This is a genomic window from Roseomonas sp. CECT 9278 (assembly GCF_918698155.1).
GTDB lineage: Bacteria > Pseudomonadota > Alphaproteobacteria > Acetobacterales > Acetobacteraceae > Neoroseomonas.
The window spans coordinates 20,318-40,630 of the sequence record NZ_CAKKLX010000001.1 but is presented as its reverse complement, the minus strand read 5'-3'; the positions used below and the strand labels follow the sequence as shown (position 1 = coordinate 40,630).

Annotated in this window: 21 protein-coding genes; 3 read left to right on the top strand and 18 right to left on the bottom strand. The window is 69.0% G+C overall.

Features of this window, described 5'->3' with window-relative positions; genetic code table 11:
* Positions 1–15: 15 nt before the first annotated feature.
* The 3 genes from LQ222_RS00210 to LQ222_RS00200 are packed head-to-tail and all read right to left on the bottom strand — an operon-like array spanning position 16 to position 3,226.
* Complete coding sequence (locus tag LQ222_RS00210) at positions 16–1,509, bottom strand: ubiquitin-activating E1 FCCH domain-containing protein (protein WP_230163745.1); 1,494 nt, start codon at positions 1,507–1,509, stop codon at positions 16–18.
* Positions 1,506–2,987, bottom strand: coding sequence for a phage portal protein (locus tag LQ222_RS00205; RefSeq protein ID WP_230163744.1), 1,482 nt, complete (start codon positions 2,985–2,987; stop codon positions 1,506–1,508). Before LQ222_RS00205 ends, LQ222_RS00210 begins: the two co-directional genes overlap by 4 nt.
* Positions 2,987–3,226, bottom strand: a complete 240-nt coding sequence (locus tag LQ222_RS00200) for a phage head-tail joining protein (protein WP_230163743.1) — start codon at positions 3,224–3,226, stop codon at positions 2,987–2,989. Before LQ222_RS00200 ends, LQ222_RS00205 begins: the two co-directional genes overlap by 1 nt.
* A gap of 94 nt (positions 3,227–3,320) precedes the next feature.
* Here LQ222_RS00200 and LQ222_RS00195 point away from each other — a divergent pair, with 94 nt between their 5' ends.
* Complete coding sequence (locus LQ222_RS00195) at positions 3,321–4,130, top strand: alpha/beta fold hydrolase (protein WP_230163742.1); 810 nt, start codon at positions 3,321–3,323, stop codon at positions 4,128–4,130.
* On the opposite strand, the gene LQ222_RS00190 is transcribed toward LQ222_RS00195, so the two are convergent.
* Genes LQ222_RS00190 through LQ222_RS00180 form a run of 3 tightly spaced genes read right to left on the bottom strand, consistent with a single transcriptional unit; the run spans position 4,127 to position 6,929 of the window.
* Entirely contained in the window at positions 4,127–6,049 is a 1,923-nt protein-coding gene (locus LQ222_RS00190) for a phage terminase large subunit family protein (protein WP_230163741.1), read from the bottom strand. The genes LQ222_RS00195 and LQ222_RS00190 overlap by 4 nt on opposite strands.
* Positions 6,050–6,074: 25 nt before the next feature.
* Positions 6,075–6,590 (bottom strand): hypothetical protein, encoded by a 516-nt coding sequence (locus tag LQ222_RS00185; RefSeq protein ID WP_230163740.1) that lies wholly within the window; start codon positions 6,588–6,590, stop codon positions 6,075–6,077.
* Positions 6,591–6,632: 42 nt separating this feature from the next.
* A complete protein-coding gene (locus LQ222_RS00180; RefSeq protein WP_230163739.1) occupies positions 6,633–6,929 on the bottom strand; it encodes a hypothetical protein in 297 nt (98 codons plus the stop codon).
* A 162-nt stretch (positions 6,930–7,091) separates the two neighbouring features.
* Here LQ222_RS00180 and LQ222_RS00175 point away from each other — a divergent pair, with 162 nt between their 5' ends.
* The gene (locus LQ222_RS00175; RefSeq protein ID WP_230163738.1) at positions 7,092–7,361 is read left to right on the top strand and encodes a hypothetical protein; all 270 of its coding nucleotides are present in this window, start codon (positions 7,092–7,094) and stop codon (positions 7,359–7,361) included.
* Between the two features lie 16 nt (positions 7,362–7,377).
* On the opposite strand, the gene LQ222_RS00170 is transcribed toward LQ222_RS00175, so the two are convergent.
* From LQ222_RS00170 to LQ222_RS00155, 4 genes are all read right to left on the bottom strand, one after another.
* Positions 7,378–8,235 (bottom strand): DUF3489 domain-containing protein, encoded by an 858-nt coding sequence (locus LQ222_RS00170; protein WP_230163737.1) that lies wholly within the window; start codon positions 8,233–8,235, stop codon positions 7,378–7,380.
* A 97-nt stretch (positions 8,236–8,332) separates the two neighbouring features.
* Positions 8,333–8,569, bottom strand: a complete 237-nt coding sequence (locus LQ222_RS00165; RefSeq protein WP_230163736.1) for a hypothetical protein — start codon at positions 8,567–8,569, stop codon at positions 8,333–8,335.
* A 100-nt stretch (positions 8,570–8,669) separates the two neighbouring features.
* Positions 8,670–9,938, bottom strand: coding sequence for a site-specific DNA-methyltransferase (locus tag LQ222_RS00160; RefSeq protein ID WP_230163735.1), 1,269 nt, complete (start codon positions 9,936–9,938; stop codon positions 8,670–8,672).
* Entirely contained in the window at positions 9,928–11,400 is a 1,473-nt protein-coding gene (locus tag LQ222_RS00155; RefSeq protein ID WP_230163733.1) for a site-specific DNA-methyltransferase, read from the bottom strand. The genes LQ222_RS00160 and LQ222_RS00155 overlap by 11 nt, the downstream gene beginning before the upstream one ends.
* Before the next feature lie 463 nt (positions 11,401–11,863).
* Between LQ222_RS00155 and LQ222_RS00150 the strand changes: the two genes are divergently transcribed.
* Entirely contained in the window at positions 11,864–12,562 is a 699-nt protein-coding gene (locus tag LQ222_RS00150; RefSeq protein ID WP_230163731.1) for a hypothetical protein, read from the top strand.
* A gap of 108 nt (positions 12,563–12,670) precedes the next feature.
* On the opposite strand, the gene LQ222_RS00145 is transcribed toward LQ222_RS00150, so the two are convergent.
* The 8 genes from LQ222_RS00145 to LQ222_RS00110 form a co-directional block, all read right to left on the bottom strand.
* Positions 12,671–13,225 carry a DUF6456 domain-containing protein gene (locus LQ222_RS00145; RefSeq protein ID WP_230163730.1) on the bottom strand — a complete coding sequence of 185 codons (555 nt, stop codon included), beginning with the start codon at positions 13,223–13,225 and terminating at the stop codon, positions 12,671–12,673.
* The gene (locus LQ222_RS00140; RefSeq protein WP_230163729.1) at positions 13,215–13,445 is read right to left on the bottom strand and encodes a hypothetical protein; all 231 of its coding nucleotides are present in this window, start codon (positions 13,443–13,445) and stop codon (positions 13,215–13,217) included. The genes LQ222_RS00145 and LQ222_RS00140 overlap by 11 nt, the downstream gene beginning before the upstream one ends.
* Positions 13,442–13,990 carry a crossover junction endodeoxyribonuclease RuvC gene (locus LQ222_RS00135; protein WP_230163728.1) on the bottom strand — a complete coding sequence of 183 codons (549 nt, stop codon included), beginning with the start codon at positions 13,988–13,990 and terminating at the stop codon, positions 13,442–13,444. Before LQ222_RS00135 ends, LQ222_RS00140 begins: the two co-directional genes overlap by 4 nt.
* A 127-nt stretch (positions 13,991–14,117) precedes the next feature.
* Complete coding sequence (locus LQ222_RS00130) at positions 14,118–17,063, bottom strand: toprim domain-containing protein (RefSeq protein WP_230163727.1); 2,946 nt, start codon at positions 17,061–17,063, stop codon at positions 14,118–14,120.
* Positions 17,056–18,348 (bottom strand): ATP-dependent RecD-like DNA helicase, encoded by a 1,293-nt coding sequence (locus tag LQ222_RS00125; RefSeq protein ID WP_230163726.1) that lies wholly within the window; start codon positions 18,346–18,348, stop codon positions 17,056–17,058. The genes LQ222_RS00130 and LQ222_RS00125 overlap by 8 nt, the downstream gene beginning before the upstream one ends.
* Positions 18,345–19,121, bottom strand: a complete 777-nt coding sequence (locus tag LQ222_RS00120; protein ID WP_230163725.1) for a hypothetical protein — start codon at positions 19,119–19,121, stop codon at positions 18,345–18,347. Before LQ222_RS00120 ends, LQ222_RS00125 begins: the two co-directional genes overlap by 4 nt.
* Positions 19,118–19,891 (bottom strand): PD-(D/E)XK nuclease family protein, encoded by a 774-nt coding sequence (locus LQ222_RS00115; protein WP_230163724.1) that lies wholly within the window; start codon positions 19,889–19,891, stop codon positions 19,118–19,120. Before LQ222_RS00115 ends, LQ222_RS00120 begins: the two co-directional genes overlap by 4 nt.
* On the bottom strand, positions 19,888–20,310 hold the full coding sequence (locus LQ222_RS00110) for an HNH endonuclease signature motif containing protein (protein WP_230163723.1): 423 nt from the start codon (positions 20,308–20,310) through the stop codon (positions 19,888–19,890). The genes LQ222_RS00115 and LQ222_RS00110 overlap by 4 nt, the downstream gene beginning before the upstream one ends.
* Between the last annotated feature and the right edge of the window lie 3 nt (positions 20,311–20,313).

The following is a 20,313-nucleotide window of genomic DNA, read 5'->3' as shown; positions in this document are numbered from 1 at the left end:
CCTGGGGCGGCGCCGCTACGGCGCGGCGAAGCCCTGCGCGTTGACGTAGACCTGGGCGCCTGTAGTGATGCAGGCGACGTTCATCGCCGTGGCCGCGGTGCCGCGCAGCGGCGTGGGAAAGGTGATCTCCACCGGAGAGGCCATCGCGGCTGGCAGCAGCTGCCGCCAGATCACCGTGGCGCCGTCCTTGATCACCACCTCTGTCGCCACCGTCGCGTGGGCGTTCCGCACATCGATCGAGGTCACGTAGTTCCGGATGCCGGCCGCGGCGGCCGCCCGGAGCACCACGTCGGTGGTGTTGATGATGCCACCCGCGGCGGCGGCGTACTGCCAGTCCGCCTCGGGGATCGCGTAGGGCTTGGTCACCAGCGCCCCGATCAGCGTCGCCAGCAGATCGACGCCGCGCGCCGTGGTCACCGCGACCGGGTTAGCCGAATAACCGGTCGCGGCCAGGACTGGTACGGCGCCGCTGGTGTTGCGCGCCTGACCACCCACGGGCGTGACCGTCGGGGGGATGGTGCTGAGCACGTTCACACCCAGCCCCTGGCCCGCGACCGACTGGCCGCGGCCGGCGGTGATCTCCGTCGTCAGCTCGGCATAGTCAGCGATGGTGACGAACTGGACCTTGATGTCCGTGTTCGAGACTGGCGCCAGGTTGCGACTGACCGACGCCCAGCCGGTGTTGAGATAGGCGCCGGTGAAGGTCGAGCCCACCAGATCGAAGCTGTTCGCGTCGATCACCGTGATGGTGAAGGTCCCATTCGCCCCGGACACGCCCGAGACGTCGGCGACCGTCACCGTGTCATTCGTGACAAAGCCATGCGCGGCGCGAGTGATGCGCACCGCCCCACCGCCATTGTTCGCCACCGCCGAGATGCCGCTGATGAACTGCCGGTTCCGCACGCGGATGCGAAAGCGATACAGCGCACTCGGCTCCGGGATCTGCTGATGGCGGACATAGGAGTTCGACCGCGCCGCGGTGGTGTCGAGCAGCCGCCCGTGGAAGTAGCATTCGTCGTTGGTCGGCTCGAGTTCCAGCACCGACCAGCCCGCAGGGGCGGTGGTCGGGATGGTGCTGCCGGAGGCGCTGCCAAGGCGCGGGGCGCCCTCGCTCTGCACTTCGTAGTTCGCGAGCGTGGCACTGGCGCCGTCCAGCCGCCAGGCCGCCGCACTGCGCCCGTCCGGCTGGGCGGTGGTGGGGTCAATGCTGACCAGCTCGAGCCAGACGGACTGGCCGACGATGCGCTGGCTCATGTTCACCGCCACCATGACCCGGAGCGGGATGGTGAAGGTGGTGCGGCTGGTGAGCGTCAGCTCGTCGTCGAGGGTCGTGCCCGTGGAGATGGTGACGGCGCCATCGGCGACGGTGTGGGTGATGCCGCCGCCGCTGGCCGCGACCTCCCAGCGGGCCGGATTGATCTCGTTGCCGTTGAAGCTGTCGCGGAACTTCTTCTGCATGCTCTTGATCTTGAGCATGTCGTCGGTCCAGTCGTAGGCGCCTGCGATCATGGTTGGTCTCCTGGGGCAGGCTCGGCGCGCGGCGACGCGGCGCCGGTGGCGGCGATCTCGATGGCGGCCAGTTGGGCGGCGTCCTGAGCAGCGCCCGACTTCGCGACGCGGCGCGGATCGCTGTCGAGCGAGAGGCCGGCCTCATCGAGCAGGGCATTGGCCTCGCGGATCATCTCGACCACCTGGCGGAAGTCGTAGCCGAAGGCGCCGACCGCCTCGGGCTGCGGCACAAAGCCGGCGCGCACCTGCGCGATCAGCGCGGTGGTGTCCTTGAGTGGATCGATCATCTCGTGCGCCGGCGGTACATGCGAGAGGCCGTCCGGCACCTCAGCGCCCCACAGCCCGAGCAGCGCGCCCTGCTGGTGGAAGCGATCGGCGATGGGCCGCACCAGCATCGGAATCAGCATACCGTACTGCACCTGCTCGCAGAGTCGGCGGAACTCGATCTTGCCGGCGCGCAGGCTGGAGTAGTTGGCCTGGGTGAGGTCCCCGGCGACCTGATCATAGGTCAGGCCCGTGCCGACGGCGGAGGCTTCCAGCGCGCGCCGCGCGAAGGCGGCGTGGCTGCCACCACCGGAGGGATTCACCACCTCCACCGATCCCATGCCGCGGCGATAGAGGATCATCCCTGGCTCGAAGCTCTCGACCGTCCGGCCCTGCGCGTCGCGCAGCAGGCCCGAGGCGGGCCCGGTCATGGAGTCGTCACCATCCTCGGAGACCACTGCGGCCAGGCAGGCCTCGATCTTGGCCTTCATGAGCAGGGCCGCTTCGTAGTCGCCGAGGTCGCGGAGGCGGGTGAGCACGGGGGCGAGCCAGGAGACGTCGCGCAGCTGGCCGGGCCGGCGCTTGCGATAGATGTGCAGCACGTCGCGCGCGGGGACACGCTGGCTGCTGAGCCAGGTGGCGCCGCCCGGCAGCACCCAGGAGGCGCCCGGATGCACGCGGTGCAACCAGTAGCCGACCGGCTCTCCGGCCTCGCCCAGGCCGATGCCCTGCAGCGTGGGAACGCCCTCGATGACGCCCTGGCGGGCCGCGTCGAGGTGGTCGCTCTCCAGCACCTGGAGCCGCAGGCCGATCGGGTTGGCCGGCGTGATGTCAGCGGGCAGCAGCCGCACGAAGCATTCGCCGCTCTCCACCACCGCGCGCATGACCAGCGCCTGCAGGCCATAGAGGTCGAGGCGCCCCTCGGCATCGCAGGCTGTGCTGTCGGACCAGCGGCGCCAGGCCTCAGCATGGGGCTTGTCCGGCCAGCGGGTGGTGATGCCGGCGCCGACTGCATTGCCGGTCCAGAGATCGACGATGCGGGCGGCGTAGGGATCGTTCCGAACGGCATCGCGGGCGCGGCGCGCCACGGTGGGTGCGGCGGCGCCGACCTCGGCCGTGGCGCTGCTGCCGGATGCGGCCCAGCTCGAGACGCGGCTGTCCTGCGCCGCGGCGTAGCCCCGCAGCGCGTGCCAGGCATCGCGGAGACGCCCCATCACTTACTTCCCTCGCGGGAGAAGCTGGCGAAGGTCACACTCGGCCGGCGCGCGGCGGTGTTCTCGGCCGCATGCAGCACCGACAGCGCGCGGCCCAGCTCATCGAGCGAGCGGTACTCCACAGTGCGGCCGTCGAAAGTCACGCGCGTGGCGCCGCCGGTGAAGGCCGCGGCCAGGGCCGCGGCCCGGCTGCCGGCAGGCTGCGCCAGCGCCCATGCGAGGTCGGAAGGATTGGTCATGGCGTCATTCGCTTCCCCGCGCTCGCGGGCTGTCGGGTGGACACCGCCAGCCGCCTTTCGCATGCTCGCTGCCAAGGGAGGACGCCACGCGACGATGCCGAGCCTGAAGATCGATGGCCATGACATGGCCTACGCCGAGCAGGGATCGGGCGACCCACTGGTCCTGGTCCACGGCTCGCTGAACGATTACCGCTACTGGTCGCCGCAGATGGACGCCTTCGCCGCGGCGCCATTCCGAACCATCGCGGTGAGCCTGCGTCACTACTGGCCAGAGCCTTGGGATGGCGCCGGCAGCGGCTTCAGCATCGACCAGCATATTTCTGACGTGGCCGTATTCATCGCCGGCCTCGGCGCCGGCCCCGTCGATCTGGTTGGGCATTCGCGCGGCGCCTACATCGCATTTCGTATCGCCGAGCGGCATCCGCAGCTCGTGCATCGGCTGGTCCTGGCCGAGCCGGCCGGCGTTCTCGACGAAACCCTGCTGCCGCCCGGCACGGCGCCCGCGACCTACACGGCGCTCATCGCCGAGGCAGTCGAGCGTGTCAGGCAAGGTGATATCGAGGACGGGCTTCGCCGCTTCTACGAATACGCCATCGGGCCGGACGCCTGGGACAAACTCGCTGAGGAGCGCCAGCGGATCAGCCGTGACAACGCGCTCACCCTACTCGGTCAAATCAAGGAGGGACGAACGCCATATTCTCGCGCCGCGGCCGAGGCGATCGGCGCGCCCACGCTGCTGGTAGGCGGTGAGCTGACCCGGCCGGCCTTTCTGTCCGTGCTCGACGGGCTGGAGCAGGCGATCCCTGATGCTCGGCGGGTGACCATACCGGGCGCCAGTCACATCATGAGCTGGGACAACCCCACGGCCTTTAATGCCACCGTGCTGGAATTCCTGGGCGCCTAGACGCTCCCCTTTAGCCAGCCACTGCGCGGCGCGAGCCAGCCCCGCGGGCGCCGGGTGTCGGATGTGGCTGGTGGCGATTCGGCATGCGAAGCCGGTGGGTGAGCGATGTTCCCGGCAGCGGGAACCTCGCTCGGCCACAGCGGTGCATCTGCCGCCTCATCCCGCAGCCGCGCCCAGAACTGCTCGCCATACCGATCGGCGCCGAGCAGCCAAAGCGCGGCGCGCGCCAGCACCGCACAGTCCAGCGCCTCGTTCCGTTCGCGCAGCTTGGCCCATTCCTGCCGCGCGAAGCCGCGGCGATCCTTCGTGGTGCGCAGCTGCTCCGCGACCAGTTGCTTCACCCACTCCACCTCAACTGCGCGCGGCAGGTGCACCCACCCGGGCGGCAGCCCCTCCCCATCGCCGCGGCCGAGCCAGAGCCGGCGATAGAGATCGGCCTTCCAGGTCGAGACGGAGACGGTCCAGAGCTTCAGCCCGCGCCGGAGCTTCTGGCCGTTAACCAGCGCATCCACTGGCGTCGGGCCCTGGACGGGCTGCGCCCGGTTCCACCCGTCGATGCCCTTCGTGGGGGCGATGCGCGGATCCCGCAGCCGGCGCAGATGGCCATAGACGGCAGCGGTATCGCGGCCGCCGGTATCGACGCAGAGCCGGGCGATGCGCATGGCGCCGCCGCCGTGGCGTGGCCAATCGCGCGCCAATAGCCGCGCAAGTTCGTCCCAGGGCTCGCGGTCCCGCGGACTGCCGGGGATGACCACATGATCCACCAGCCAGGAAGAAAACCCCTCCGCCCAGCCCCAGACGTCGCATTCCAGGCGATCATCCTGCACGTCCACGCCCGCGGTGAGCACCAATGCGCCGGGCGGGACCGCGCCCATCGGAAAGTCCTCGCGGCGCTCGACCAGGCGCTCCCAATCCGGCGCCTCGCCCTGCTCCTGCCAGGTCTCGCCGAGGACCGTGTTCCGAAAAGTCTTGATGTCCTCGGGCTTGCCCTGGGCGGCCTCCCAATCCCGGGCGATCTGTTCCCAGGACAGCCAGCCCACCGGCGAGTAGAGCGCCGAGATGTGGAAGCCGATGGTGTGCGGATCCTGGCCCTCGGCCGTCGCGCGCCACTCGCCCCCGCCGAGCATCGCGGTCTTGTCGTGCTCCTGCATGGGGTGGTCGCAGGCGGTGCAGTGGTACCGCGCCGTCTCCGGCGCACCCTTCTCCCAGATCAGCCGCTCGAAGCGCAGCCACTGCATCTCACCGCAGGCCGTGCACGGCACGAAGAACCGGCGCTGGTCGGAGGCCAAATACTCCCGCTCGATCCGGCTGCGGCCGGCGATGGTGGGCGTCGAGACCAGGAAGGCCTTGCGCCGCCAGCCGAAGGTGCGGGCGCGGGCCTCGGCGAGCGCGATCGGATCACCCTCGCCGGCGACGTCGCCCGGATAGGCGTCCACCTCGTCGAGGAACAGGAACCGCGCCGTCATCGAGCGCAGCCCGACCGCGCTGTTCGCACCCGTCAGCACGAGGATGCCGCCGGGGAATTCCTTGGACAGCATGGTGTTGCCGCTGTCGCGCGCCCGGGCGGGCGCCACGCGATCGCGCAGCGCGGGCGTTTCCTCCAGCAATGGGTCGATGCGCTGCCGCGAGAAGCGCTTGGCCAGTTCCACAGTCGGCTGCACCGCCAGTGCCGGTGCCGGCACATGGTGCATGATGTAGCCGAGCCAGTTGTTGCCGCTCTCCGTGGCGCCGACCTGCGCGCCCTTCATAAACACGACGCGCCGGGCGGGGTGCACCGCCGACAGCGCGTCCATCACGTCCTTCAGGTAGGGCGTGCGACTGGTCCGCCAGGGGCCGGGCTCGGCGGAGGCGCGGCTGCCCAGCATGCGATGCCGCTCGGCCCATTCCGAGACGGTGAGCTGCGGCGGTGGTCGCAGCATGGCGCCGACACGCCGGCGCACATGCTCACGGCTGCGAAGACCGGTCCCCTCCGAGGCCTGCTGGATCGAAGCGATCGGCCGCCTCCGTCAGCAGGTCGTTGATGTGGCTCTGCAGGATGGTCTGCAGCAGATGTGGGTCGACGCTGATCTCGGCGGCGATCAGCCCCGAGACGCGGGCGGGCCAGTTCAGCAGCGCGTCGCGCATCGTGCTGCCGATTTCGTCGAGCGCGGCGTTGGCCTCAGTGACATCGACCAGGCGGCGCTTGGTCTCATCCAGCGAGAGGCGCTGGGCTTCCACCTTCAGCGCGAGCTGCGCCACTTTCAGCCGCGCGAAGGGCGTGCCATCCGCGCCGGCACCGCTGGCCAGGGGCGAGCGGGCGGGATCGGCGGTCTCGGTCAGGCGGCGGCGGGTCTTGTCGATGTCCCACTGGCCGTCCGGCTCGCGGGCGATGCGGCCGGCGCGTTCAGCCTTGTGGATGGCTGTGTCGCTGACGCCGAGGCGCCGCGCGGCCTCGCGCGTGGATGCGGTCAGTTCCGGCATGGCGGCGACCTCCCGCCGCGCGTGTAGGCGATGCCGGCCTTCTCAGAGGGGACGAAGGGCGCGCTGGCGGGCGGCTTCAAAGGCGGTGATGGCAGCGGGCCAATCCAGGCTGGCGCCGTCGCCGAGCAGCTGCACCGGCGCGAGGGTCACGCGTCGGCGCGTCCAGTAATTGCCGTCAAGCGTGGCGAGCCAGCCGGCGAGGCCCTGAGCGGCGAGCGCCGCGGCGGCCGCTTCCACCTCGGCCTCGCTGGGTGGTGCCGCGCGCCCCATCGTCACATGCCGGCCATCCTGCGCGAGGATGATCCAGCGGCGTTCAGCGGGCATCGACTTCTGGCTCATCTGCGTCTCCGTCTCGGTGGGGCGGGATGCCCTGCGGGTGACGGACGATTCGCGCTGCGTCGGAGCGCAGCCAACTCGAATGATCGATATGCTCTGTAGGTTTTCGATGGGCGCGGCGATGCGCGATGTGCATCCTGTTCGGAGGAGCAGAGGGCAACGAACATGCCACAGCGCAGAGGGCCGAAAGACATCGAGAAGATGGTCTATGAGGCGGCGAAAGCGATGGCTCTGGCGGGGAACGGTGTCGGCACACCGCGCGTCGTGAAACTATACATCGATGATGCGCGCGAGGTGCTGCTCGGCGTTGCGAAGGCTGCGAAGCGTCAAGGGTGGACGGCCGAGGAACTGGTGCTCGCCCTCGATCCCCCGAAGCCGAAACTGAAGCCCTGGGAACGGCATCAGGGCCCGCTGCCTTCCAGCAGCGAGCCCTGACCATTCCCGCCTGGCGTCACTCTGCCAGGGCGTAGATGGTGAAGGAGCCCTTCGCGCCCGTCTTGTTCGGGCCGATCTGGCGGATGCGCTCCCGAACCTCGACCGCGTGGCCCTTCTTCTTCAGCCCCGCGAAGAATCCGCGAACCGTGTGCTGCGCCCAGCCGGTCGCCTCGGCGATCTGCGCGACTGTGGCGCCCTCGGGCCGGCGCAGCATGGCCAGCACCTGCTCCTGCTTCGTACCCTCGCGCGGCTTGCGCGGCGCGCCCGGCTCGCGGGCGGCGCGGGCGGGCTTGCCGGCGAGCAGGGTGCGCAGCGCCTCCATCGGCGCTTCGAGGGCGCCGATCATGTCGCCCTCGCGATTGGCCTCGTCGTCCCAGGCGGCGAGCACGGCCGTGGTGGCGTCGCGCAGGCTGGTCCGCGGCGTGGCGATGCGCGCCGCGAGGGCCTGGTCGAGCAGGACGATCTCCTCCGCCAGGGGCGCAGCCTGGGCGGCTTCGGGCGCCGGGGCGTCCTGCCCGGCGGGCTCCGCGGCCAGCGCCACCGTGGGCGCCGTGTCGGGCACGCTGCCCTCGATGCCGGAGCCGTCGGGCTCGCCGGCCCCCGCGTCGCCCTCGTTCGGGTCGATGCCGATGGCGCGCAGCCCCTCGTCGGTGATGCGCGCCACGATCCAGGTGCCGTCCTCGTCCTGGCGCCAGCCGAGCCCGACGAAGTCCCGCGGCGCGTTGAACTCGGTGAGCAGGTTGTTCTTGATCAGGCTGCGGAAGACCGCGTTGCGGGCCGCGGCCGGCAGGGTCTTCGGCGCGCGGGCGAGGCCCATCTCGTGCTGCGCGGCGGCGCTTAGGATCACGCGCTGGCTGTCGGAAAGCTTGGTCATCGTGGTGGTCTCCGGTGTCGGGCGCCGACCATCGGCCCCTACTGCCGGGAGCCCCGCCGGGCAGATCCCGGTCGGGGCGGTGCGGAAGTGGCCCGCGTCAGAGGTCGTATTCGCCGCGGCGGAAATGCTGGTCCGCGATGTCCTTCAGCTTCGCAGTGGCGTCGGAAAGCCAGGCCGCCTCACCCCAAAGCACCACCTCGGGATCCGCGCCGAAGTGGTCCGCGCTGGCCTGCTGGAGTTCCGCGAGAAGGGCGTCGAACTCCGCCTTCTTCGCGAGGAAGGCGGCCAGGCTGCGTTCCTGGTTGCGGGCTGCGCGGGCTTCGCGGTCGGTCATCTTGGTCTCCGTCGTGGGGCAGGGCGGGGTGCTCTGCGTGTGACGGACCATTCGCGCTGTGCCGCGCACGAGCCAAGCAAGATGCAGCGGCGCGGAATTGCTATGTTTCGGCGGTCTGAATCACATCATGATCGACGATGCCGCGCGCCGCGGTGACATCGGCGAAGATGCGATCATCACCCTCCAAAACCGCGGCTTCGCCGGTCGTCTCCTGCCAACGGCGCACGATGACGTCGGCATAGGCGGGATCGATCTCCAGCAGGACGGCGCGGCGCCCCGTGCGCTCCGCCGCGATCATCGTCGTGCCCGACCCGCCGAAGCAGTCCAGCACAGTGTCGCGCGGCTTGCTGCTGTTGCGGACCGCGCGCTCCACCAGCGCCACCGGCTTCATCGTGGGGTGCAGGTCGTTCCTGGCCGGCTTATCGAAGTGCCAGACATTCCCCTGGTCGCGGGCGCCGCACCAATAGTGCTGCGAACCGGCCTTCCACCCGTAGAGCATCGCCTCGAACTGCTGGTGGTAGTCGGCGCGGCCGAGCGCGAAGGTGTTCTTCGCCCAGATGATGGTGCTCGACCACTTCCCGCCGGCTTCCTGCCAGACGCGATGCAGCGTCGGCCATTCGGAGGACGACATGCAGACGTAGCAGGCGCCCTTCGTGACCGAGAGCAGGTTGGCCAGCGCCGGCCGTAGGAACTCGGGAAAGCCGCCGCCGAGCGCGTCGTTGGCGATGGTCATCTTGGCCGCGGTGCCGCCCTCGTAGGCGACATTATACGGCGGATCGACGAAGCCCATGTCGGCCAGGTGGCCGGCGCCGAGAGCGCGCTGAACGTCCTCGATCCGGGTGGCGTCACCGCACAGCAGGCGGTGCTCGCCGCAGCGCCAGAGGTCGCCGTTGCGGGTGATTGGAGTCACCGGCGGCGGAGGTGCCTCGTCAGCATCATCGCCGAGACCGGCATCGGCAGCTGCCAGCAGCCGGTCGAGCTCCATGCCGGAGAAGCCCAGCACATCCAGGTCGACCACCGCCTCGTCGCGGATGCGCGCGATCTCGGCGGCGAGCAGCGCCTCGTCCCAGCCGGAGTTCAGCGCGATCTGGTTGTCGGCCAGGCGCAGCGCCCGCGCCTGCGCCGGGGAGAGATGGCCGAGCCGCAGCACCGGCACGGAGGCGAGGCCCAGCTGCTTCGCGGCCATGACGCGGCCGTGGCCGGCGATCAGCACGCCATCGGCGTCGACCAGCACCGGGTTCACGAAGCCGAACTCGGCGATGGAGGCGGCGATCTGCGCCACCTGCGACGGCGAATGGGTGCGCGCGTTCTCGGCGTATCGGACCAGCGCCGCGACCGGCAGTGTGGAGACGACGAGGTCAGGCTGCATTGGCGGTGACCTCCACCCGTGCCGCGGCCACGGCATCATAGTCGCGGCCATCGTCCGCCAGCGTCACCGGGATGTCCGGATGCAGCATCCGCCACCGCGCCACGGCGAGGTCGACATAGGCCGGTGCGAGCTCGATCGCGCGCACGCGGCGTCCGGTGCGCTGGCCAGCGATAATGGTGGTGCCGGCGCCAGCGAAGGGCTCGAACACCACATCGTCCTCATCAGCATAAGCACGCATGAGGAAGTCCGGCAGCGCGACGGGGAACACCGCGGGATGCTCCGTCTCGATGCCGCGGGCCTTGTGCCGCGTGATGCGCAGCACGTTGTCCGGGATCCTGGTCTCCTGCACGCCCTGGCCGGCATGCTGCCATTCACCGACGGTGCCGTCCTTGGCGCGGAGGCCACCCTTCTCGGAGTTGACGTGCCCCGCCCAGCGGCAGGGGATGATCTTGTTGGGGCGCCGGGCCTCGCGATTGAAGTGGAAGAGCAACTCGAAGGCGGGCGACAGCCGCCCGTTCCAGTCGCCGGGCAGGCCGGGCCCCTGGTCCCAGGTGTAGAGCCCGAAGCGGCGCCAGCCGCGGGCACGCATCCAGTCGAGCCAGCCGGCCCAATAGGGCTGCCATTCGTTGTCGCGATGGATCAGGCCGAGGTTCACAAGCACCTGGCCGTCCGGGCGCATGGCAACGTCGAGATGCTGGAACACGCCCTGCATCAGGGCATCCCAATCCGTCACGCCGCCGGTCGTGTAGTCCCGCTGGTTTCCATAGGGCGGGGAGGTGAACAGCAGGGCCGCGCGGTCATCGCCCATCACGCGCGCCACGCTGGCGGTGTCGGTGCTGTCGCCGCAGAGCAGGCGGTGTTGGCCCAGCAGCCAGAGGTCGCCGGGGCGGGTGACGGCCTGGCGCGGCGGCTCCGGGTCGGCATCGGCGGGATCCTCCTCCGGCTCCTCCCCGGTGCCCGCCGCGCCCGCCGCACCGCCCCCCTCGGCGGGATCCGCGGACAGAGCCTCGGGCGCGTCGCCGTCGGACACGGCATCTCCAGCCGCCGCGAGGATGTCCGCGAGCTCATCCGCCGAGAAGCCGAGCGCGCCGAGGTCGATGTCCTGCGCCACCTGCACCGCGGCTAGCGCATCACGCAGCAGCGCCTGGTCCCATGTCGCATTCTCCGCGATGCGATTATCGGCGAGCCGCAGCGCCTCCTTCTGCGCCGCGGACAGGTGCCGCAGCACGATCACCGGCACCTTCGCCATGCCGAGCGCCGTCGCGGCCTCGAGCCGCCCGTGGCCGGCGATCAGCACGCCGTCGTCGTCCACCAGCAGAGGGTTGGTGAACCCGAAGGCCAGCATGCTGGCCTTGATCTGCTCCAGCTGCTCGGCGCTGTGGACGCGGGCATTGCTGGCATGCGGGCGCAGCTCCGCCACCGGACGCAGCACAATCTTCGCCGCCATCCAGGGGAGCGTCATGATGCCATCCGGTTTGCAGGTGGTTTGCAGGGCCGCGGCCCGGCGTCGGTTTGCAGCTAACGATTTGAAGCCGTGGGCGAAGGCTGCAAACCGCAACCCATATTTTCCGCCTGGCGCTAGCGACCTTGCGCGCTTCCGCCCCCCGCATACAGCGGGGCCAGCAAGGACCCTGCGGCTCGAGAGCCACAGTGACTGATCAGCTGGCGAGTGGCTCGGGAGCCGCGGTGCTCGACGCACCTTCTCGACGTGTCACCATCATAGCCAACTCGATTTGTGCGCCGCCAGGGGACCTATTGTAACACGGTCCGGCGTGGTCCGGGATCTGGCTTTCGGACTCTGCCCGCTGCATGCGCCTCTTCCAGGACCGTCGAGGCTTGCCGGTGAAGTCTGGTCTTGGTGAACCGGCCATGTGCCGCGATACGATGGATGCGTCCGCGTTCCATTCCTGAGGGGTCGAGAGCAAATGATTCAAGACGACGTATTGATCCGCCGCGCTGAGGTTGTACGCATTCATCTCGATGCCCTGGATGCTCTGATGAAGGAGCCCAGTCCGGGTGCGTCTGAAGCAATCAGAGCAAGCCTGTCGCTACGTTTTCTTTTCGACGGTGCGCTTGCCCAGGTCGCGCACGCTGCAGGTGTCCCACTTCTCATCCCAGCGCCGACACTGGATGGCGTGCCGATCGACCAAGCGCTGCTGTTTGCCTGCGGCGGGTACGAGGTTGCTGGGGCGCACGTCAGGCCACATTATTTCTATCGAGAGCCCGGAATTCAGAGCCCACACAGGTCTCAGTTCGAGCGACAGATCTCGGCGTCGCCAGACACGCACCCATTGAGCGAAGTGAAGCTCGGCCGGTTCGGGCAGCTTCCCTGCCTTGCCTTTGTGGGCAAGGTGCTTAAGCGCGAGGAGACGGTGCGATACGTCGCAAATAAGTGCGGCGGCGCCCACCATTCCGACGACATGGCGAAGTTCGACGAGATTGACCATCATCTAACTAAAGTCGGTCACGTTCTGCGGGTCGGGGGTAACGGCCTCTCCGTCGTTTTTTTGGAAACGCTGGGGACCGCTTGGTTCCTTCTGAACGCGCCGGCTGTTGTCGGCCTGCGCACCGCTCTGCGCGTTCCGGTAGAAGCGGTTCGCCCACCAGTTCCGCACTCGAGTTGAGCCAGACAGAACGGGCAGGCCTCCACAGCCTCCCGCCATGAGCCAAAACCCGACCTGAGCTGAAGTCCGGGTCGAACCCATCACGCACGCGGCCTCGTGGGAATTCTCTCACGCTGCCTGTAACCGTGGCGTCAGCCCGAAATGCATAGCCAGGATGCCAAGGCCTGCGACCAGCATGCCGCCCGCGATCGGCTGCGGCACTGGCCTGCCGCTCCAGCCTCGACGTGCCGCCCATTCACGAACCGACATCTCAAGGCCCACGACAAACCACACGCAGGAGCCGGCCGGGCTGTCATGCCCACCCAGCGCATCCATCGCTGCAAGCACACGGCGACGCGCATCGAGTTGGCGGTTGGACAGCCGGTCTGCCGTCGAGCCCGGCAGGCGGATCAGCTGCGACGTGGACATGCTGTCGATGGCGGCGCTGCGGAACAGCGTGCGGAAAATGCAGCCCGCCTCGTGCATCTGCGGCGTGATGTTGCCGTTGGCGAGCATCATGCCCAGCGTATCCACGGCACGACGATGCGCCACCGGCGACCCGGTGTCCGGATCCGCCTCGCGAATGGGCTCCGAGAAGCCACCATGCTGCAGCCGCCACTTCGACGGCTTCGCCAGATCGTCGTGCTTCGGCTTCGCCACCTTGGGCTTGCGCTTACCGGCCATCGTGGTTCTCCCCGTTGCGACGCCCCCAGCGGCGGTTGGCTTCGTTGGTGATGGCCTGACGGAGCCAGTCGTCCGTGATGTCGGCGACGGGCAGCGCGGCCACGCCGTGCCGATGCCAGGCGGCGGCGCGCATGGCGTTCACCTCGCTGTCGTTGGTCGGGCTGCGCGTTCCGCGGTCGAGGCAGGAACGGGGCGGCAGAGGTGCGCCATGGATGCTCATGCGCGACCTCCGGTGGGATCAGTGGCCCATAGGAGCAGGGCGATCGCGTCCGCCTCATTGTCATCGGCGGGGCGGAAGCCGCGGGCCTCGATGGCGGCGACCATCTTCGCCTTGTCGGCATTGCCCTTGCCAGTGGCGTAGCGCTTGATCGTGCCGACCGGGACGCCCTCGTAGGGCACCTCGTGCTCCTCGCACCAGGCGGTGAGCACGCCGAGGAAGCCGCCGTAGATGTGCGCCGCATCGGTGCCGGCATGGGCGCGGACTTCCTCGAACACGATCCGCGCCACACCGCCGGACAGAGCAGCGACCTCGGCCAGCCATCCGCGGAAGCGCAGGAAGCGCATCCCGCCGCCCTCGAAGCGGGTTGGCCTGAACGTCATGGTCCCCGAGGTGATGCCACCATCGTGGCTACGAAGCGCCCAGCCGGTGGTGGTGCCGAGATCCAGGGCGAGGACCGCGTGGTGCGCCAGGCTGATCGCGGGCGGGAGGGCGATGGGCGGGCCGCTTGCATGGGCGGCGGGCATGGTGAGAGTCGCGGGTGCCATGGTGGTCTCCAAGAGGGGATGATCCTGGTGAGGGCGGCGACGGCGCGGTTCTTGGTGGAGCTCGCCGTCGCTGCCCGGCTTTCAGTCGATCGGGGTCTGGGCGGGCCGGTGCTGTGCGGACGGCGCATCACGGCACGCCATCCAGCCAGGCCGGGGGACCAGGGAAGGATGGGGAGGGTTGCGCCGCATCCTCCCCGCGATCCTCCCCTCGAAAAACCGAGGTAGAATCAGGGTTCGGGGAGGAAGGGGAGGAAGGGGAGGAAATTCCCGGCCCTCGGTTCATGTGTGTGCGCGCGTGCGCGCATGTGTAGGGGGAGGAAAAATCCTCCCCTTCCTCCCCTTCCTCCCCCGCGCCAGGTAAATCCTGGATCGTTGCTAGGTTAGGATTGTCGGAGAATCCTCCCCGACCCTCACCAATCCTCCCCGCCTGCGGTCCTACAGGGGAGGAAGGGGAGGATTTTCCGGTGTTGCTTTCCTGAGACGTCGTCAGCCGCCAGCGCTGGGCGTTGTGCGACGCGCCGCCGGACTGGAGACGCACGCGCCTATCGCTGACCCGAAACACGCGATCGCGCATCTTGCTGAGGGCCCGACCGAGGCGAACGCGCTGTCCGTTTTCATCCTTCGCGCTGATCGGCAGTGGCGGATCGGCCATCCTGGCGTGCCCAAAGAGGTCGCTGGCGCTGACCTCCGCCGTGCCGAAGCGGTCCCACCAAGTCTGCACGAAAGCCCGCCACGCCCCGCCCTCGCTGTCAGACGCCGCCATCATCTCGTCGAGGTTGCCGAGGAAGCCCTCGATGCCGGCCACCTCCAGCACCCCACCCAGCGTCTGCGCCCAGATCTCGTAGCTGCCGATGCTGCGGCCGCCGCGGGGCCGGCCTGCCACGATCCAGGCCTGGCAGAGGGTGAGGCAGGCGGCGACCAGCCGGCCGCGATTGGCGCGCACCCACACCATGAGGTCGGGATGGCGAAAGCTGTCGCGGCGCCAGGGCTGGTCGGTGTGCGCGTCGAGCCGAATGCGGACCAGGCGCCGCGCCATCTCGTTCGAGAAGGTGGGGTTGTTGCCCGTGGCGACCCAGGCGCAGCGGATGGGCAGCCGGGTCATCTCGGATTGCCCGAGAATGCGATCCTCCCAGAACGGGGCGGTCAGGGCCGCAGCCAGGGCGGAGCTGTCCAGCTGCTCGCGCAGATTGTCGATCAGGATCAGCGATGGAATCTGCCGCAGCTTGGCGGTGATGCGCTTGCGCCATTCCTCGTCGTCGCGCCCTTCGGTCATGACGGAGGCGCCGACCCCGGTCAGGACGGTGGCGATGACGTCCACCATGAGCGTGGCGCCGGTGCCAGGGGTGGGCTTCTCGATCAGATGCAACGGCGTTGGGCCATCGATCATGGCCCGCAGGAAGCTCAGCAGCAGCAGGGACAGGGCGTGGGCGCGCTCTGCGGTGCTGGTGAAGGGGAAGTCGCCCAGCAGGTCATCCAACAGCAGGGAGCGGGCGGCGGCGATGTCCTGGCCTGAAGGGCGGTCTGGAACGGATGGCAGGCGAAAGCCCACGGTCGGGCGGTAGAGCAGCCGGGCGTCGGGGTGGTAGCCGGGCTCGGTGAGCAGCACGCCGCCTCGCCCGAACACCGGCGTGGTGACGATGCCAGCGAGGATAGGCAGGCCCGGATCCGGGGTGGCCAGCAGCGACTTCACCACGCCGGTGGGCGGCGGCGCGGGAATGGCGTCGCCCTTGGCGTTGACCTTCCGCCAGTCGGCCAGCTTGGCCAGCATGTGGCGCAGCCGCTCCTCCGAGACCGTGGCGGCGACGGGCCGGCCCTCATCGTCCGGCGTGACCCAGCTGGGCAGCCCCCCGAGCCGGAACAGCCAAGGGGTGCGGTTGGAGGCGAGGACGGCGCTCCAGGCGCGATCGGTGGCGCGGCGGAGATTGCCCTCATCGGCGCGCAGCACCGGCAATGGCGCTGTGGGTTCCAGGAATCCCAGCGGCAGGTGGCGGCCGGTCTCGTCCTCGGCCGGTGGTGGCGGCGTGCCGGCACTGCGCAGGGCGGCGTCCACCAGGGCGGCGATGGCCTCGGGGCCATCCCGGCCCAGCATGTCGTTGAAGTCGTCGCCCTGCTGAGGCGGCACGGCGATGGCGGTGACGATGCCGTTGCGGCGAAGGCGGCCTGCCACAGCGTCCGCGGCGCGCATGCCGGCGCCGGAGGTGTCATGGTCGGCCAGGATGACAATGCGCCGGGCCTCGGGCGGCAGCTGCACCTGCTCGAGGCCGGAGGTGGAGAGCGTGGCCCAGACCGGCAGCCCTGGGCAGGCAGCCATGACGGCCAGGCCGGTCTCGATGCCCTCGCAGAGCCCGAGCACGCCGTGGGTGCCGATCGGCGCCAGGCGCACCGCGCCGCCACCCACCTTGCCCATCATCATGCGTGGCTTGGGGACATCGGCCTTTCGGACGGTGTCGCCATCCTGCTGGAGATAGGAGCGATGGAGCGCGATCACCTCGCCGGCGAGATCGCGAACCAAGCCGATCATCGCCAGGTAGCCGGCCTTGGTCTCGAAATTCGTCAGGTCGGGATGAAACAGGAGGTCGGCGCCGACCGGCACGGCCAGGCCGCGGCCCTGGAGGTAGTGCTCGGCGGGCGTGCCGGCGATCGGCACCGCATGCTCCCGCACGAAGCCGATCTCGTGCGTCATGTCGCGCTCGGGCTTGCGCGCCGGCGGTGGCTCCTGACGCACCGGTGCGTCGCCCGTCCAACCGACACGCGCCGCAGCCTCGGCGAACAGCAGCCGGCCCGAGAGGCCGGTGCCATGCTCCAGCGTGCTGAATGGCCCACCGCCCTGCGCGCCATCGAAGTCATGCCAGTCGCCGGCATGCTCGCCGGCCAGCATGATCACGCAGGATCCGGATTGGCGCGGCGGCGCGCCCTGGATGTTGGCGAGACGCCATTCATCGCCCTGGCGCCGCCCATTGGGGAACAGCCCGGGCACCCAAGCATGTGCCGTGTCGCGCAGGCGGGGGCCGATGGCGTCCAGGTCGTAGCGGAAGGATGGTGCCGGCGGCGCCGCGTCGTTCAGGTCAATCAAGGATCACCAACCCACGTTCGGCGCGCGTGATGGCGGTGTAGAGCCAGCGATTGCGGTCCTCGGCCGTGCGGCTCAGCCCGTCATCGTAGACGACGACATTCTCCCACTGGCTGCCCTGGGCCTTGTGGCAGGTGATGGCATAGCCCCAGCTGCTCTCGATCAGCCCACGCATCTCGCGGTAGTCGCGGGTCAGCCGCTCCCGGTCGTAGCGGACGTGGTCGTCGTAATGGCCCTTATAGAAGCGGTGCCGGCCAGAGATGGCGACGCCATCCTCGGTGGTGATGGTGGCCGAGAAGGCCAGGTCGCTCTCGTGCTGAATCTCCGCCAGCGACAGGAACATCCCGTTGACCAGACTCAGGTCATGGCGATTCTTGAGGCAGATGAGCTTCTCGTCCTGGCCCGCGGGATAGGGCGCTGGAAAGCCAGCGGCCTGCTTGATCTGGCTGTTGAGCCAGCGCCGCGTGTCGTTGCGGCCGCAGATGACCTGGCCGCCGCGCAACATCTGCTCGGGCCGCACCGCATTGCGCGGCAGCTTCCAGACATGCGCGTCATGCTCGCCGGGCGGGATGTCGATGCCCTGCCGCGCCATCGTGGCGAGGCGGATGATGGCGCTCTCGCCGGCCTGGCGGTGGATCTCGGTGAGCATGATGTCCGGCCTTGCCTCGGTGAAGGCGCCGGTGCCCTTGATCGGCGGCAGCTGGCCGGGATCGCCCAGCACCAGGATGGGTTTGCCAAAGGCCAGCAGATCGGCGGCCATCTCGGGGCCGACCATCGACACCTCGTCCAACACGACGAGGTCGGCATCACGCACGAGCGACTGCTCGTTCAGCAAGAAGGTCGGCTTGTGGATGTCCGCCAGCCGCAGCTGCAGCTTGCTGATCTGCATCTCGGCGAAGGCGCGCTCGGCAGGTCCCATGCGCCCGAGACCACGCTGCAGGTCGAGCAGGTCCCGCTCCACGCGGTCGATCTCCTCGGGCGTCGCCTCCGAGACGCGATAGATCAGGGAGTGGATGGTGGAGGCGGGGGTGCCCTTGCGCGTCATCACCAGCGCCGCCTTGCCGGTGAAGGCGGCGAAGAGAATGCGGCGGCGTGCCGCATCCTCCTCGTCACCGCTGGCAGCCACGTCGATGCCGATCGCCTGGATGGCGTAGGTGATGACGGTGCTCTTGCCGCTGCCGGCAAAGCCGAACAGGCGGAAGACCTGCTGTTGGTGCGTGCGGTTCTGAAACCAATCCACGATGGCGCGGATTGCATCGGCCTGCTGTGGGGATGGGGTGAAGCTCATGGCAGATCCCCGCCATTCACCTGGTAATCCTTGATCACGCCACCACGCGCGATATCGCCGACCTCGCACTCGCGGACGAAGACGCGGCGACCACCAGCGAGCGCACGCCAGTGGCCACGGCGAATGTGCCAACGGGGTGAGGCATGTGAGCCGCTCCGCTCAGCCAGCGCGGATGCGATGATGTGCGGCTGGATGTCGGCAACGCGATAGGTCCATCCGCGCACGCCATCCTTCGCAAAGGATCGCCGACGCAGTGGCGAGAGCTGCTGTTCGGCCAGGGGTGTGGGGATCGAAAGTAGTCCGAGCGCACGCCAGACCATGGAGGTAGCGGCCTCGAAGGTCGGCGCGTAGTGGTTCGGGTCCTGCTCCTTCGGGTGGCCCATGACTTCGGCCACACCGTTGGGCAGGAATTCCACTGCGGCCATCAGGTCGCTCCAGCAATTCCGCTCTGGGAGAAAGCGGAACAGGAAGCTATCGACCCCCGCCTCAGTGGCACGTGCATAGGAGGCGAGACATGCCTCGGGCTGTTCAGGATCCTGAAGTTCAAAGATGCAGTGAGGGTGCGGCAGCTTGAGTGTGCCGGCCAAATTGCTGGTGGCGAGCCGCTCGACATCGTCAGAGTCGAAGCGGCGACCATCTGGAAAGATGTAGATCGGGGCGGTCGCGACCTCCTTGGCATCGATCTCGCACCAGAAGCGATGCGCGTGACGAAGGACATGACGCTTCAAGCTGAAGGCAAGAGGCATCATGCGCGACGAAGTGACAGGCGTCATTGGACATGCTCCCAGCAGCGGGCCGCGTAGGGACAGAAGCGGCAGAGATAGAAGTCAGCGTGCGCGGCGATGCGGGGCGGCAACTCGCCATTCTCAGCAGCGCGCAGGATGTCGACCGCACGATCGGACAGGCGCTGCGCCTCGGCTGCGTCGAAGGGGATCACCTCGTGGTGCAGCGCCAGCGTGTCGCGGTTCAGCGCGGTGAGCAGCGCCACCTCGAGTTCGAGGTAGGCCATGTAGAGCTGCACCTGGGCGAAGTAGATCGGCTTGGACTGGCGCAGGCCGTGCTTGACCAGGTCGTTCCACGACTTCTGACCGAGCGCCTTGTGCTCCCAGAGCGACGGCCAGCGGATGCCGACATCGGGCCCGGCCACGATGACGCCGTCGGCGTGACCACGGAGCTTTCCGCCCGCGGCGGCAAAGCCAAATTGCTCGCCATCGGCACCGCGATCGCGCAGATCGAACCCGGCCAGGCGGAGCCACCGGATGGACAGCGTCTCGAACTGGTGCCCGGCGTCGAAGATGCGCAGGATGCCGCCGTCGAAGTCGCGGCCGGCATCCTTTGGCGCGTGGGACACCTCGTAGACCAGCTTTCGGGCGCAGGCCTCGCCGACGCGACTGCCGCCGAGATAGTCGCGTGGTCGCTGCCGCTGATTGCGGACTACCAGTGCGGCATCGACATGCGCGTTGATGCGCGCGGTGGTGTCCGTGCCGGTGTGCGCGGATCGCCCATAGACCAGGCCGGATTGGTGGTTGAGGTCGAGGATCATGGGGCGCTGGCCTTCCGCCGCCCCTTCACGGACGGGCTATCGTCGCCAGTCCGCGAACGGCAGTAGTTGAGAAAGCCAGGTGCGTTGAGATTCTCCTTCTGCGTCCCCCACCGCAAATTGCTGGCACGGTTGTTCACCGCGTTCTCATCGAGATGCATGACGACGGCGCCGTCGAATGGCGGCGGGCCGTGGAATGCTTCAGCGATAAGCCGCGCCACCTTCCATGTGCGTTCGCCGACGGTGGTGACGAAGCGCGCGTCGAGCTTGTTCCACACGCCAAAGGTCGGCGTGCCGCCATAGGGGCGCTCTCCGCCGTTCGGCATGGGGCCGCGATAGGGCGTGATCATCACGCGCCCCTCGCTGCTGGCCAGCACGCCAGGCAGGCTGGGAACATCGCGCCAGATTTCACCGGTGCTCATGGC

Bases quoted from the DNA above. Each gene is read 5' to 3' on its own strand.
- LQ222_RS00210 (WP_230163745.1), bottom strand. From the start codon at position 1,509: ATGATCGCAGGCGCCTACGACTGGACCGACGACATGCTCAAGATCAAG.
- LQ222_RS00205 (WP_230163744.1), bottom strand. From the start codon at position 2,987: ATGGGGCGTCTCCGCGATGCCTGGCACGCGCTGCGGGGCTACGCCGCG.
- LQ222_RS00200 (WP_230163743.1), bottom strand. From the start codon at position 3,226: ATGACCAATCCTTCCGACCTCGCATGGGCGCTGGCGCAGCCTGCCGGC.
- LQ222_RS00195 (WP_230163742.1), top strand. From the start codon at position 3,321: ATGCCGAGCCTGAAGATCGATGGCCATGACATGGCCTACGCCGAGCAG.
- LQ222_RS00190 (WP_230163741.1), bottom strand. From the start codon at position 6,049: ATGCTGCGACCACCGCCGCAGCTCACCGTCTCGGAATGGGCCGAGCGG.
- LQ222_RS00185 (WP_230163740.1), bottom strand. From the start codon at position 6,590: ATGCCGGAACTGACCGCATCCACGCGCGAGGCCGCGCGGCGCCTCGGC.
- LQ222_RS00180 (WP_230163739.1), bottom strand. From the start codon at position 6,929: ATGAGCCAGAAGTCGATGCCCGCTGAACGCCGCTGGATCATCCTCGCG.
- LQ222_RS00175 (WP_230163738.1), top strand. From the start codon at position 7,092: ATGCCACAGCGCAGAGGGCCGAAAGACATCGAGAAGATGGTCTATGAG.
- LQ222_RS00170 (WP_230163737.1), bottom strand. From the start codon at position 8,235: ATGACCAAGCTTTCCGACAGCCAGCGCGTGATCCTAAGCGCCGCCGCG.
- LQ222_RS00165 (WP_230163736.1), bottom strand. From the start codon at position 8,569: ATGACCGACCGCGAAGCCCGCGCAGCCCGCAACCAGGAACGCAGCCTG.
- LQ222_RS00160 (WP_230163735.1), bottom strand. From the start codon at position 9,938: ATGCAGCCTGACCTCGTCGTCTCCACACTGCCGGTCGCGGCGCTGGTC.
- LQ222_RS00155 (WP_230163733.1), bottom strand. From the start codon at position 11,400: ATGACGCTCCCCTGGATGGCGGCGAAGATTGTGCTGCGTCCGGTGGCG.
- LQ222_RS00150 (WP_230163731.1), top strand. From the start codon at position 11,864: ATGATTCAAGACGACGTATTGATCCGCCGCGCTGAGGTTGTACGCATT.
- LQ222_RS00145 (WP_230163730.1), bottom strand. From the start codon at position 13,225: ATGGCCGGTAAGCGCAAGCCCAAGGTGGCGAAGCCGAAGCACGACGAT.
- LQ222_RS00140 (WP_230163729.1), bottom strand. From the start codon at position 13,445: ATGAGCATCCATGGCGCACCTCTGCCGCCCCGTTCCTGCCTCGACCGC.
- LQ222_RS00135 (WP_230163728.1), bottom strand. From the start codon at position 13,990: ATGGCACCCGCGACTCTCACCATGCCCGCCGCCCATGCAAGCGGCCCG.
- LQ222_RS00125 (WP_230163726.1), bottom strand. From the start codon at position 18,348: ATGAGCTTCACCCCATCCCCACAGCAGGCCGATGCAATCCGCGCCATC.
- LQ222_RS00120 (WP_230163725.1), bottom strand. From the start codon at position 19,121: ATGACGCCTGTCACTTCGTCGCGCATGATGCCTCTTGCCTTCAGCTTG.
- LQ222_RS00115 (WP_230163724.1), bottom strand. From the start codon at position 19,891: ATGATCCTCGACCTCAACCACCAATCCGGCCTGGTCTATGGGCGATCC.
- LQ222_RS00110 (WP_230163723.1), bottom strand. From the start codon at position 20,310: ATGAGCACCGGTGAAATCTGGCGCGATGTTCCCAGCCTGCCTGGCGTG.